This window comes from Chryseobacterium sp. (assembly GCF_022869225.1).
In the GTDB taxonomy this organism is placed as follows: domain Bacteria; phylum Bacteroidota; class Bacteroidia; order Flavobacteriales; family Weeksellaceae; genus Chryseobacterium.
In genome coordinates, this window is the sequence record NZ_JALIHL010000001.1 from 3,677,810 (window position 1) to 3,691,860 (window position 14,051).

Annotated in this window: 12 protein-coding genes; 5 read left to right on the forward strand and 7 right to left on the reverse strand. The window is 39.2% G+C overall.

Going from position 1 to position 14,051, the window contains the following annotated elements; translation table 11 throughout:
* The first annotated feature begins 375 nt into the window (after positions 1 to 375).
* Positions 376 to 1,488: a peptide chain release factor 2 gene (gene prfB, locus MUW56_RS17215; protein ID WP_292014344.1), complete on the forward strand. Its 1,113-nt coding sequence runs from the start codon at positions 376 to 378 to the stop codon at positions 1,486 to 1,488.
* An 85-nt stretch (positions 1,489 to 1,573) separates the two neighbouring features.
* Positions 1,574 to 2,263: a VTT domain-containing protein gene (locus tag MUW56_RS17220; protein WP_292014345.1), complete on the forward strand. Its 690-nt coding sequence runs from the start codon at positions 1,574 to 1,576 to the stop codon at positions 2,261 to 2,263.
* A gap of 46 nt (positions 2,264 to 2,309) precedes the next feature.
* Here the strand turns inward: MUW56_RS17220 and MUW56_RS17225 are convergent, their stop codons facing one another.
* The gene (locus tag MUW56_RS17225; RefSeq protein WP_292014346.1) at positions 2,310 to 3,179 is read right to left on the reverse strand and encodes an alpha/beta hydrolase; all 870 of its coding nucleotides are present in this window, start codon (positions 3,177 to 3,179) and stop codon (positions 2,310 to 2,312) included.
* 132 nt (positions 3,180 to 3,311) lie between these two features.
* Here MUW56_RS17225 and MUW56_RS17230 point away from each other — a divergent pair, with 132 nt between their 5' ends.
* Positions 3,312 to 4,193: a DUF808 family protein gene (locus MUW56_RS17230; RefSeq protein WP_292014347.1), complete on the forward strand. Its 882-nt coding sequence runs from the start codon at positions 3,312 to 3,314 to the stop codon at positions 4,191 to 4,193.
* A 124-nt stretch (positions 4,194 to 4,317) separates the two neighbouring features.
* Here the strand turns inward: MUW56_RS17230 and dnaJ are convergent, their stop codons facing one another.
* The 5 genes from dnaJ to proS form a co-directional block, all read right to left on the reverse strand.
* A complete protein-coding gene (gene dnaJ / locus MUW56_RS17235) occupies positions 4,318 to 5,436 on the reverse strand; it encodes a molecular chaperone DnaJ (protein WP_292014348.1) in 1,119 nt (372 codons plus the stop codon).
* A gap of 103 nt (positions 5,437 to 5,539) precedes the next feature.
* Positions 5,540 to 6,079 (reverse strand): nucleotide exchange factor GrpE, encoded by a 540-nt coding sequence (locus MUW56_RS17240; protein ID WP_292015427.1) that lies wholly within the window; start codon positions 6,077 to 6,079, stop codon positions 5,540 to 5,542.
* 185 nt (positions 6,080 to 6,264) lie between these two features.
* Positions 6,265 to 7,599, reverse strand: a complete 1,335-nt coding sequence (locus MUW56_RS17245) for an Nramp family divalent metal transporter (protein ID WP_292014349.1) — start codon at positions 7,597 to 7,599, stop codon at positions 6,265 to 6,267.
* A gap of 115 nt (positions 7,600 to 7,714) precedes the next feature.
* Positions 7,715 to 9,022: an OmpA family protein gene (locus MUW56_RS17250; RefSeq protein ID WP_292014350.1), complete on the reverse strand. Its 1,308-nt coding sequence runs from the start codon at positions 9,020 to 9,022 to the stop codon at positions 7,715 to 7,717.
* A gap of 116 nt (positions 9,023 to 9,138) precedes the next feature.
* Positions 9,139 to 10,614, reverse strand: a complete 1,476-nt coding sequence (gene proS, locus MUW56_RS17255) for a proline--tRNA ligase (RefSeq protein WP_292014351.1) — start codon at positions 10,612 to 10,614, stop codon at positions 9,139 to 9,141.
* Positions 10,615 to 10,758: 144 nt separating this feature from the next.
* On the opposite strand from proS, the gene MUW56_RS17260 reads away from it, so the two are divergent.
* The gene (locus MUW56_RS17260; RefSeq protein ID WP_292014352.1) at positions 10,759 to 11,829 is read left to right on the forward strand and encodes a prolyl-tRNA synthetase; all 1,071 of its coding nucleotides are present in this window, start codon (positions 10,759 to 10,761) and stop codon (positions 11,827 to 11,829) included.
* Positions 11,830 to 11,884: 55 nt separating this feature from the next.
* Positions 11,885 to 13,264: a hemin receptor gene (locus MUW56_RS17265; RefSeq protein WP_292014353.1), complete on the forward strand. Its 1,380-nt coding sequence runs from the start codon at positions 11,885 to 11,887 to the stop codon at positions 13,262 to 13,264.
* 73 nt (positions 13,265 to 13,337) lie between these two features.
* On the opposite strand, the gene MUW56_RS17270 is transcribed toward MUW56_RS17265, so the two are convergent.
* Positions 13,338 to 14,051, reverse strand: a complete 714-nt coding sequence (locus MUW56_RS17270; protein ID WP_292015428.1) for a ZIP family metal transporter — start codon at positions 14,049 to 14,051, stop codon at positions 13,338 to 13,340.

Below are 14,051 nucleotides of genomic sequence, written 5' to 3' on the forward strand. Positions count from 1 at the left end.
AAGTTACACACAGCTCAGTTTCTATCATGATTTTTAACTTTTGCTGATCAGTTCCTTTTTTCCAGATGGTAAAGTATTTTTTCAGTTAAATGATCAAGGCTGCTTTTAGAAAGCCCTTTTAGTACATTCATTGAAGCAATAAGTTTCTTTAGCTTGGCAAAATTTCCATAGTGCCCATTCATCAAAATGTTAATATTATCTGCATCCATTTAAGTTTGGTCTAGGCAAATACAAACGAAAAATGATGAGTCTTCCTTTGAACCTGCATCCTGAATTTCGCAACCCTAAGAAAACTCTTCATTCTTACCTCTCAACTTTCAATTCCTAACTTTCCACTCTAAAAGAAATCCGTATTTTTGCAAAAAAGAAAAATTCGTGATCAACAACGACCAGATAAAAGAAGTTCAATCCAGAATTGAAGACTTACACAGATATCTTCAGATCGAAAAAAAGAAGATAGAAATTGCCAATGATGATGAAAAAACGGCAGCTCCTGAATTTTGGGATAATCCTAAAACAGCAGAGGCTTTTCTGAAGCAGCTTCGTTCCAAGAAAAAATGGGTGGAAGGCTATGATGAAATCCAGACGCAGTTTGAAGACATACAGGTGCTGGCAGATTTTGCTAAAGAAGATCCTGATTCAGAAAAAGAGCTGGATGAGACTTTTCCTCAATTGGTGGAGAAAATTGAAGACCTTGAGTTTAAAAATATGCTTTCCAATGAAGGGGATGAACTTTCTGCCGTGCTTCAGATTACTGCCGGAGCGGGAGGGACAGAAAGCTGTGACTGGGCTTCCATGCTGATGAGAATGTATACGATGTGGGCAGAAAAACAAGGCTATAAGATTCGTGAGCTCAACTTCCAGGAAGGCGACGTAGCAGGCGTAAAAACTGTTACACTTGAAATTGAGGGAGAATATGCCTTCGGATATCTGAAAGGAGAGAATGGAGTACACCGTTTGGTTAGAATTTCACCTTTCGACAGTAATGCAAAACGCCACACGAGCTTTGTTTCCGTATATGTTTATCCTTTGGTGGATGATACCATAGAAATCAATATTAACCCTGCGGATATTAGCTTTGAAACCATGAGGGCTTCCGGAGCTGGAGGACAGAACGTCAACAAAGTGGAAACTGCGGTTCGTCTTCGTCACGCACCAACGGGGATCATTATTGAAAACTCAGAATCCAGATCACAGCTTCAGAATAAAGAAAAGGCAATGCAGCTCCTTCGTTCCAGGCTCTATGAAATGGAACTGGAAGAACGTATGAAGGCAAGAAACGAAATTGAAGCCAATAAAATGAAGATCGAGTGGGGAAGCCAGATCAGAAACTATGTGATGCATCCGTACAAATTGGTAAAAGATGTACGCTCAGGCCATGAAACCTCAGATGTGGATGCTGTCATGAACGGAAATATAACTCCATTCTTAAAAGCATTCCTGATGGCCGATGGGACGGCTGTTTCCGACGATGACATGGAATTGTAAAAGATCATATGAATTTTAGTTAAAATCTTATAATTAATTTTTGTTTCAGACATTTTAGACTTATTTTTGTTGTTCATCAAGAAATATGGAAGATTTTAATAGCTGGAAGGATTTATTGAACCCGGAGTTTTACATTAAAATGGGAGGGTTTTGGCTTATTTTATTTATTGTTTTTGCTGAAACAGGCCTATTTGTAGGATTTTTTCTTCCCGGAGACTCTTTACTGTTCGTTTCAGGGATTTATGCTGTTGAGATTATCAAAGAGACATTCGGCTCCACAGGGAGCGATTTCTTAGATACCACTCTTTTGGCTTCCGGTGTAGCATTGGCGGCGATAATAGGAAATGAGGTAGGGTATTATTTTGGAAGAAAGGCAGGTCCCGCTTTATATAAAAGACCCGATTCAATGCTTTTTAAGAAAAAATATCTCTATCAGGCCCATGACTTCTTTGAAAAACACGGAGCTCTGGCTATCATTATGGCGAGATTCCTTCCTGTAGTAAGAACGTTTACTCCAATTGTTGCAGGGATTGTAAAAATGGATAAAAAAGAATTTTTACGGGATAACATCATCGGAGCGGTTTTATGGTCCTTTATTCTGATCTTTGCCGGGCATTATCTTGATAAACTATTCATGGAGCAGTTTGGAATCAATTTGAAAGAAAAACTGGAATATATCATCATTGTGATTGTACTGGTTACCACACTTCCGGTAATTATCAAATTTGTTTTCGGGAAAAAAGATGACCTTTCTAAATATGAAAACAATGATTGAATAATCAATACATAAAATTATAATAGATAACCTGCTGCCAAGCAGGTTATTTTTTTATCCATTCCAAGATATTCGGGTAGATAATGCTGTCTCTCTTTCTTTTGCTGAAAAATCTGGGAGCATGGCCGGTTTTTTCCATAAAAATAAACTTGTGCGGAATATTAAGCCGGGTAAGAGCAGAGTCCATAGCAATTCCCTGGTGCCGATTGACTAAAAAATCATGGGTTCCCTGGAATAGCAGAGTAGGAACATGGCTGATATTGGCAATTGGACTGGCTTCTTTAAATGCTTGGGACATATTCTTCCTGTCAAATTTGGTTCCCACCACTTTCTGAATTGTCGGAGAAGTATACTTGGAATAAAATGAATTAAGATATTCCCGGCTGTAAAAATCCGTAGGACCGCTCAAAGAAATGATTTTTCTGATCTGATCAGGATGCTGGTATCCGTAAAGGAGGGCAAGATGTCCTCCCGCACTTTCTCCGAGGATAATATAGTTGTCAGGAAGAAGCTCTGCCTTCTCTGTTAGAGAATTAAACTTGTCGACTGCCAAAGCAATATCTTCAAGCTGCTGCCTGTAAGTGATTTTTTTTCGTTTCGAAACCAGCCTGTAATTCATATTGATACTTGGAATCCTGTTTTCAAAAAGCATCTTCTGGATCTGGATCATATGTTCTTTTCTGCCTAAGGTCCAGGCGCCGCCATGTACTATAAGAACCACCGGAACGTCCTGCGGGTAGTCTTTAGGAAGAAAGACATCCATTTTCTGTCTTTGATGTTCTCCGTATTTTAAATTATAGATTTTTTGCTGACCACCGGGTCCTACCCAAACTCTGAATTTTGTATTACATGAATTGAATATAAAGCTCATACATCCTAAAATAAAGAAATGGTATGTAAGAATCCACTTTTTCATTCATCAAATGTATAAAAATAAGAGATTTGTTAGTTCTTCATTCTTACAATTATTGTTTTGATAAAACGCTTGAAAATAGAATTTATTAATTATTTTTGCTGAAGTTAACAGATATTAAAAAAAAATTAAAATATGGCATCAGGCTTTTTTGCAATTTTAGATGATATTGCAGCGTTGATGGATGATGTAGCGGTTACCAGTAAAATAGCTACCCAAAAGACAGCAGGTATTTTAGGAGATGACCTGGCTGTGAATGCAGAAAAAGCCACAGGCTTTCTTTCTTCCAGGGAATTGCCTGTTTTATGGGCGATTACAAAAGGCTCATTTATAAACAAACTGATTATTCTTCCTATTGCTTTCCTGCTCAACTGGCTGTATAAGCCTGCGATTGAGATGATTCTTATCCTGGGAGGCCTATACCTGGCATTTGAAGGAGTAGAAAAAATTATTGAATTTCTTTTCCACCGTTCTAAAAAAGGACATGAGGTAGTAGAAGAAAGTAATGCAGAGGAGAACTCGGAAGTATCTGAAAAAGCAAAAATAAATTCAGCAATCCGAACAGATTTTATTCTTTCTATTGAGATTGTAATTATCGCATTAGGCACCGTTATTCAGGAAAATCACCCATTGATTACTCAGATCTTAACGGTAACTTTTGTGTCATTTATAGCCACTGTAGGAGTGTATGGAATTGTTGCCTTAATTGTAAGAATGGATGATGCAGGGTTTAAGCTGATCAAAAAAAGCCATGATAAAGGATTTTTTTCCAAGCTAGGACACTTATTGGTAAAGGCGCTGCCTGTTATTATTAAAGTTTTGGGAGTTGTAGGAACAATTGCTTTGATTCTGGTTTCAGGAGGAATTTTCGCTCACAATATTCATTATTTGCATGAACTGTTACCCACATGGCCGGCTATGCTTAAAGAATTTACTTTCGGAATTGTAGGAGGATTAGCTGCTGTAGCCCTATTCACCATAGGTAAAGGAATATATTCTTTAGCTGCTAAAAAATAAGAATCAATTAAGATATTATAAAAAATCCTGTACTGAAATAGTACAGGATTTTACTTTTATATATTGATGTGATCAATTCCCTTACAGTTATAGTTAAAAAAAGAGACCCTGAGGCCTCTTTATATTAATTGAACAGATCTTTTACTTTATCAAAGAAGGTTTTTTCCTTTCCGGATGGTTCTGCAACCATTTCTCCGCTGGACATCTGCTTTTCAAAGAAATCTTTCTGTTCTTTTGTAAGCTTCTGGGGAGTCCATACATTGATGTGAATAAACATATCTCCTTTTCCATAGCTGTCGATGCTTGGGAGACCTTTTCCTGCCAGTCTTAAGATCTTTCCGGACTGGGTTCCCGGGTCAATCGTAATTTTCACTTTTCCGCCAACGGTAGGAATTTCTCTTTTCGTTCCCAGGGCAGCTTCTGCAAATGACACATACAATTCCTGGTGAAGGTTGTCACCCTCTCTCTTGATTGTTGCATCCACTTCTTCCTCTACAATAACCAATAAGTCTCCAGGAATACCTCCGAATGGAGCGTCATTCCCTTTTCCTCTTACGTTAAGCTGGATACCGTCTCTTGCTCCTGCAGGGATATTAATGGTGATCTCCTCTTCATCTTTTACAAGTCCCTGGGCATTCGCTCCTGCAGGGATCTTATCTGCCACTTTTCCGATTCCCTGGCAAGTACTGCAGGTCGTCTGGGTCTGCATTTGACCGAACATCGTGTTCATTACTTTAAGCTGAACACCGGAACCGTTACAGGTAGGACATGTTTTTGAAGTAGCTCCTTCAGCTACTTTCATTTTTTTAACTTTAATGGTTTTTTGGGTACCGTTCACCATTTCTTCAAGGTTCAGCTTGATTCTGATTCTTAAATTAGAACCTTTCACCTGCTGGCGGCCACCGCCACCACCGCTGAAACCTCCGAAACCACTACCGAAAATATCTCCAAACTGGCTGAAAATATCTTCCATATTCATTCCGCCTCCGAAGCCTCCGCCTCCGAAACCGCCATTTCCACCCATTCCGGCATGACCGAACTGGTCGTATCTGGCACGTTTCTGATCATCGCTTAATACTTCATAAGCCTCAGCTGCTTCTTTAAATTTATCTTCAGCCTCTTTATCACCCGGATTTTTATCAGGGTGATATTTAATGGCCATTTTTCGGTATGCTTTTTTTATTTCGTCGGCTGATGCAGATTTGCTGATCTCCAGAACCTCGTAATAATCTCTTTTTGACATGACTTTCTATAATTGATGGTGGATAGATGATAATTGATAGCTGAATTTTTGTTGATGAAGCTTCATCAATTACCATTCACCATTTATCATTTATTAAATATGATTAGTTTCCTGTTACTACTTTTGCAAAACGGATTACTTTATCACCTAAAGTATAACCGATTTCAATAACGTCTACGATTTTTCCTTTTAAATCTTCCGATGGAGCAGGAATCTGGGTAATTGCTTCATGGAAGTCTACGTTGAAGCTGTCACCGGCCTTTACTTCCATTGCTTTTAATCCTTTTTCGGTAAGTTTATTTTTGAATTTCTGATAGATCAGTTCCACTCCTTGCAGATCAGCAGGGTTTCCGTTTTTAGCGATTTCTTTTAAAGCTCTTTCAAAATCATCTAAAACGCCAAGCATAGAAACCATCATATCTTGGTTGGCATATTGGAAGAACTCCATTTTCTCTTTAGAAGTTCTCTTTTTATAGTTTTCAAACTCGGCATACAATCTGATGTAACGGTCTTTTTCTTCTGCCAAAAGTTCCTCTGCAGAAGGAGCAGCTGTCACATTGTCCTCAGATACGGCTTCGTTCTGAATGTTGTTTTCTTCCTGATTATTGATGCTTTCTTCGTTAATATCCTGGTTTTCCATAATTCAATATTTATTTACTGAATTGTTTGACAAAGATTCTGCCAAATCAAAAAATCAGGACATTAAGGCAGAAAAAGGAAAGGAGTTGATGGAGTGAATATTAAAAAGTCAATACGCGGTGCTTGTGAGTTTTTATACAGCCAGTCATTATTGACTTTGCGGCGTAAAAATTGGCTACTGATACTTGACTATTCTCCCACAAATGTCTGATACAGCAAGTACAGATTTAAAACAATAATGATAACCGATATAATCCAGACACATACCTTCAGGAAGGGTTTATTGGCAAATTCTCCCATTTTGGCTTTATCGTTCGTAAACATTACTAATGGGACCACTGCAAAGCTGAGCTGCATGGATAGGATCACCTGGCTTAAAACCAATAAATTAGTGGTTCCCTCTTCTCCGTAAAGAATAGCAACAATTAAGGCAGGAATAACAGCAATAAGTCTTGTAATAAGCCTTCTCAGCCAAGGTTTTAACCTGATATTTAGAAACCCTTCCATTACAATTTGCCCTGCAAGAGTCCCTGTAAGAGTAGAGTTTTGTCCTGATGCCAGCAAAGCGACCGCAAATGCAATACTTGCCATAGAAGCACCTAATATAGGGGTCAGCATTTTGTAGGCATCATGAATATCGGCAACATGTTCATTTCCTGTCGTGTGGAAAGTAGCTGCAGCAAGAATAAGGATCGCCGCATTGATGAAGAAGGCAAGCATCAATGATATAGTGCTGTCTAATGTAGCAAACTTAATAGCTTCTTTTTTGCCTTCTCTGTCACGGGTGTAATCTCTGGTCTGAACAATGCTGCTGTGAAGGTACAGGTTGTGTGGCATAACAGTAGCCCCCAGAATTCCGATCGCAATATAGAGCATGGCCGGATTCTGGATAATTTCCTTTTGAGGTATCAGCCCGCCAAGGATTTCATTGAAAGCAGGTTTTGAAATTACAATTTCATACACAAAACAGGCCAGAATAATGAAAATAAGCCCTCCTACAATACTTTCGATCCAGCGGAATCCCTTTGCCTGAAGCAAAAGAATGATCAGGACATCCACTGTTGTAATGACTATCCCCCAGGTGAGAGGAATGTGGAATAACAGGTTCAAAGCAATGGCAGAGCCTATTACTTCAGCAAGGTCACAGGCAGCAATGGCTATTTCACAAAAAATCCAGAGCATAAAGTTGGTGGTAGGGTTGAAGTGGTCTCTGCAGGCTTGCGCAAGATCCCTTTCTGCTACCACTCCCAGTTTCACTGACAGGTGCTGAAGAACCATCGCAAAAATATTGGAAATAAGAATTACGGACAGCAATGTATATCCGAACTGAGCTCCTCCGGCAATATCCGTAGCCCAGTTTCCGGGGTCCATATACCCTACGGCAATCATAAGACCGGGCCCTGCAAATGCAAGATATTTTCTCCAGAATGTTGCATTTTTAGGAACCTTAATGGATGAATAAACCTCTGGTAATGAGGGTGAAGTTTTATCTTTTCGCCAAGCGTTTTTTAAGTTGAAATTCATAAATGTTAGAAATGACTAACAAATTTAATTAAATAAATGTAAATATAAAATTTATAGAGCAAAAAAAATCCCGAAAATGACTTCCCGGGATTCAATTTTTATTTGTTCTAAAGATTTATTTAGCAAATCTTACAGACATTTTTCTGTCAGCAGCTCTTTCTGCATCAGAAGCTTTGGCATCTACTTTTGCGAATTTACTTCCGTAACCTTCAGCTCCAAGCACCTGGCCTCCAACTCCAGCTTTTGCTAAAGCAGCCTTGATATGATCTGCTCTTGCCTGGGATAATTTTACATTAGAAGCTTCATTTCCTGTTTTATCAGTATATCCTCCGATTTTAATTTTAGAATCAGGGAAAGCTTTTAAAATAGCAACAAGATTATCCAGTTGTCCCTGGGAACCAGCTTCTAACTCAGTAGAACTTCCCATTTTGAAATTAACATGGTCAAAATCATACCATTTTTCTTTCAATGCTGCATCATCAGCTGCATCTTTATAACCACCGGATTTAAGGAAAGAGATCATCTGATCTTCCATACCTCCTTTATATCCTTTTAACATTACTCCATTAAGATCAATGTTTTCATCCGTTTTAGCGGTAGCCGGAACCGGAGTTGCTGTACCTGAAGTTGCAGCTGTATCTACCGTAGAACTGGTTGCCGTTGAATCCGGAGCAGTTGTAGTAGTAGTTGTCGTTTCTTTTTTCTCACACTGCTTCCACAAGAAATATCCTGCTGCAATCAACAATAAAAGCGGAAGTAACCATTTCCAGATTGACCCTCCGCCTTCATTATTGTTATTTCTGTCAGGAAATGTTCCTGTAGGGGTTGTACTTCTTGTAACTTCTACTTTTGGCCCTTCGCTGGAAGGTGTATTTATGGCATCATTGTCATTATCAAACTTATATCCTTTAGCCCAATCACCAATGTTCAGCGAAGCCAGGGAAAGCCCTGCAGGCAATAAAGTGGAAACAATACCTTTCTGATCGTTCAGCAAGCTGGAAATTCCTGAAGCTCCCAGGTTATTATCTGCCGCATATTTTCCGACAGTACCTACTGTAGCTCCGGTAACCAGATTTAATAAAGAACCTGCAGAATTGTTGCTGATTCCAGAAAAACTGGCAATGGAATTGATCAGTCCGCTTACTTTATCTCCAAAAAGAGAAGAGAGTAAGTTGGTAATAATAGGATTGCTAGACGATCCGCCTATTAAATTTCCTAAAATTCCACTTGAAGAGGCTTTCGTTATGGCATCCACCACACCAGGGTTGTTTGCATTATTGGCAAGTCCGCCTACTACTGCAGGTAATAGACCGCCAATGGCTTTAGAAATACCGGATTCACTTTCTCCAAGCTGTGATGCAGCCTGGGAAACCAAAGCGGGACCTAATTGTCCTTTAATTAAATCAATGACATTTAAAGACATAATAATAAATTTTTGGATTAATGTTGTATAAATTTAAACAAAAATCTGTCCAAATGTCACTTTTTTTTGAATATTTCTTTAAAAATCAGTGACGTTTTTTAAAATCGTTAAAATTATTAATACGCTTTTGCGAATAATACACGTCTCTTAGAAGGTTTTCCGGAGATAAGTGAAATACCCTCTTCTAGGTCATCATTCAAAGGAATACATCTGATGGTAGCCTTGGTTTCTTCTTTGATCTGCTCTTCTTCTTCGGCTGTACCGTCCCAGTGTGCATAAATAAAACCTCCTTTTTCTTCTAAAACTTTTTTAAACTCTTCATAAGTATCCACTTTTGTGATATTGTTTTCTCTGAAGTTTAAAGCTTTATTGTAAATGTCTTCCTGAATGGTTTTCAATAATTCTTCGATATATGCATCTAAGCCTTCGATAGAGCGCACTTCTTTAGTAAGATTGTCTCTTCTTGCGATTTCAACAGACTTATTCTCCAAATCTTTTGGTCCGATAGCAATTCTTACAGGAACTCCTTTCAATTCATATTCTGCAAATTTCCAGCCTGGTTTGTTCTGTGTATCATTATCAAATTTCACGGAAATTCCCTTAGCTTTCAGTTTAGCCTGAATATCTAAGGCAACCTCACTGATCTGGTTAAGCTGTTCGTCTCCCTTGAAAATTGGAACGATCACTACCTGAATCGGAGCCAATGTTGGAGGCAGTACCAATCCGAAATCATCAGAGTGTGTCATAATCAAAGCTCCCATCAGACGGGTAGATGTTCCCCAGGATGTAGCCCATGCATGTTCTATTTTTCCTTCTTTATTGGTGAATTTTACGTCAAATGCTTTGGCGAAATTCTGCCCCAGGAAGTGAGATGTTCCTGCCTGAAGAGCTTTTCCATCCTGCATTAATGCTTCAATACAATAGGTTTCATCTGCTCCTGCAAATCTCTCAGACGGAGTTTTTAAACCTTTAATAACGGGCATTGCCATGAACTTTTCTGCGAAGTCAGCATATACATTATTCATCTTTTCAGCTTCTTCAACCGCTTCGTCTTTTGTAGCGTGGGCGGTATGTCCTTCCTGCCACAAGAATTCTGCTGTTCTAAGGAACAGACGGGTTCTCATCTCCCAACGCACAACATTTGCCCACTGGTTAATAAGAATCGGTAAATCTCTGTAAGATTGAATCCAGTTTTTATACGTATTCCAGATGATCGCTTCAGAAGTAGGACGTACAATAAGCTCTTCTTCAAGCTTGGCATCCGGATCTACAATCAGCTTATGAGGATTATTTGGATCTGTTTTTAATCTGTAGTGTGTTACTACGGCACATTCTTTAGCAAAACCCTCTGCATTTTTTTCCTCGGCCTCAAACAAGCTTTTGGGCACAAAAAGCGGGAAGTATGCATTAACGTGACCTGTCTCCTTGAATTTTTTATCCATTTCATCACGCATTTTTTCCCAGATTGCATAGCCGTATGGTTTGATGACCATACACCCACGTACTCCTGAATTTTCAGCTAAGTCAGCTTTTACAACCAGCTCATTATACCATTTGCTGTAATCTTCGCTTCTTGAGGTTAATTTTGCCATTATCTTTTAAAATTTTTTTAACTTTTGTACATTATTGTTATCTAAAAATAAAAATCTATTTTTGATAGATTTTTTTACCAGTCTTTTGGTACATTTTTGGTACAGATTGCAAATATAATTTAAATTAAAAATCTTTACGTTATCATGAAAAGAAATATACATAAAAATTTGCTTGGTCTGCTAAGATCTAAAGGGATATTGGCAGTTTCAGGCGGATTATTGCTTATGTCTTGTGGTGCTCAGATGGGAGGGTATAGCGAGACAGACGGGGTTTATTATGACCCTAATAAGGATACGCTGCCAGAAGGAGTAATCATTAATGGTAGCGGAAACAGAGTAGGCGAATATTATGACTACTATCAGGATTCTAATGTGATCCAAAATGCACAGGAGAATTCAAGAGACCAACAAAATAAATATAACGACTGGAACGGAACCAACTGGAATACCAGCGCCACAGATTCTGACTGGGGGGCTTTTGCCGGTTCTCAGACTAATTATTATGACAATTCATGGGGCTGGGGATCTCCCTGGGGCTGGTACGGTGGTTATAGCCCATATTGGGGCTGGAACCGAGGCTGGAATATGGGACTATCCTGGGGCTGGGGCGGATCTTTCGGCTGGGGCTGGGGAGGTTCTATCGGATGGGGAAGCCCATACTTGGGATATTCTCCTTACTGGGGTGGATACTATGACCCGTTCTGGGGTGGATATTATGGCAACCCTTATTGGGGATACGGAGGATACTGGGGTAATAGTTACTACAGACCTGCCTACAGAAGAAGCGGTGCTGACGGAAGAGGATTTGTTGGAAATTCTGGGTTAACTAATAATGTTTACAGACCGAGTACAACCGGCGGATTCCGAAACAGTGGAACAAGCGGATTCAGAGATGCCAACAGCAATACCAATGGAGGTTTCAGACAGGGGAATTCAGGTGGTTTCAGACAAGGAGGCTCTAATGGAGGCTTCAGACAAGGAAACTCAGGCGGATTTAGAAATTCATCATCCGGAGGATTCCGTAATGCTGCTCCTCAGTCAAGACCAGATTACAATTATCAACAGCCTAGATATAATAACAACGGAGGTTTCAGATCGAATGATTCGGGAGGCTTCAGATCAAGTGGCGGCTTCAACTCAGGAGGCGGAGGCTTCAGAGGTGGATCCGGCAGCGGTGGCGGAATGAGATCCGGCGGTAGCGGAGGCTTCAGGTAATTTTCAAATTAAATAAACTATTAATAAAATAATGTTAAAAAAATCTTTAGTATTAATGAGTATTTCAGCGGCTTTCTTTGCGCAGGCACAGGATGTTTCCGTGATAAGAAATACTGTAGATGTTTATTCCAGTACTCCTATGGTGGGATCGGCTAAGTTTAATGCGATGGCAGGTGCTAACGGAGCATTGGGAGGAGATGCCAACTCGCTGCTTACCAACCCGGCAGGTTTAGGAGTTGCTATCTCCGGAGAGATTTCAGGAACTTTATCCGTTGCTGGTAACAAAAACAGCAGCTCTTGGGCGGGTTCTACGATTGATTATAACAAAACGAAGACGGATCTAGGAAATGTAGGTGGAATTATTGCTTTTCCGCTGATGACTGAAACTGCATGGAAGTTTATCAACATAGGGATTAATTATTCCAATCAGTCTATTGATAATTATGTAGAATCGGCCGGGAATAATAATATGATTTATGATTTTGATACTAACAAAAGTTCAGCATTTGCGGGACATGCTTACAACAGATACGGTCATTTGTCAAAAATGAGTTTTGGTGTAGGAGCCAACTACAATCATAATTTCTATGTTGGAGCAGGTCTTAACTTTTTGAGTACTTCAATAGACCAATATGATACAGCAGCTTTCCGATCGGTTCAGAATAATACCATGGAATATTTCAGTAAGCAAAATACTCCGTTTTTTGAAAGGTCTTCAGGTTTTTCTGCTTCATTAGGGGTTATTGGGAAACTAAGTCCTAACTTCAGACTGGGAGCAGCCCTTGAAACACCTACTTTCTGGACCATAGACAGAGATTATAATTATTATAATGATGCCAGTTCAGGAGATGGAGTAGGATATGAAAACAGAAAACTAACGACACCACTTAAGGCAACGGTAAGTGCTGCGTTTGTAGCCAGTAAGAATTTCTCATTGAACGTAGACTATACACTGGGACTTACAAAACCGGACTATAAAGTATACGGGTCCGCGGAAAGAGAATTGAACAGCTTCTTTAAGGATAATTACAAGAACTTATCAGAGCTTAGATTGGGTGCCGAATATAGAGTGCAGCAGTTTAGACTGAGAGGTGGTTATTCTTATATTTCCAGTCCTATGGATGCTATTGCCATCAGCAGCTATAACGATGCCGGTATTGTACAGGAAAATCAGTCGTACAGCAATCTTATGTTAAGTGACAGAAACCTTCTTTCATTTGGTATAGGATATGATTTCAAATCGTTCTATATTGATGCTTCTTACCAAAATATAACCTCAACGTACAATAATCCTTTCTTGAGAGGTGTGCTTTCAGATCAGGTAGATTCTGCCTATTACTCACCAACGAATATTGTAAGCAGTAACGCTTATGCTGTTTCCAGTGTGAAAAATACCAGAAATAATTTCTTCCTTACATTGGGGTGGAAATTCTAATTTCAGCTGATAGATCGATACAATAAAAAAGCTCCGGATTTTCCGGAGCCTTTTATATTTATAAATCATTATTTTAATGAGGGTGATGATGAAACAGGTGCATAAAAAGTGCCAGGGAAACCCCTAAGACTACCAATCCTATTTTTACCCAGTCTATATTGTGGTTCTTGTTGCTTTCAAAAATGATCACTGAGGAGATATGAAGGAATATTCCTCCAACAATAGCCAGGAAATAAGGCTGTAGATCCGGATTGAAATAATTTCCCAGCAGCATTCCCATTGGAGAGGCTAGTGCAAAAAGGGCAACGATCAATAAAGAAGGATATGAGGACTTGCTTTTAGACTCTTCTTTCCGGTTGAATAAAAAGGCTCCCAGAATAAAAGAGATTGGGAGATTGTGAAATACAATTCCTAAAAGGTAAGGGGACAGCTCATGTTTTTCATTGGCAAGAGGAATCCCTTCAATAAATGCATGAATAAACAGTCCTACCATTAAAGCAACAGGAAGGATATTATGTTCATTATGATGATGAAAATGCCCATGCTCAAAACCTTTAGTGAGTGCTTCAAGAATCATCTGCAGAAGAACTCCTGCAATAACGAATATTCCGATATTGCTGCCTGCTGTGGAGGTATATACCTGTGGAAATACTTCATTGAGGCATATGGTAATCAGGAATCCGGCACTTAAGATCAGCAGGTTTTTAGCCAGCTTTTCTTTTTTACCGAAGTATTTTCCCAGAAATACGCCTGCGATTACACTTAAAATCAGTAAAAGTACTGTAAT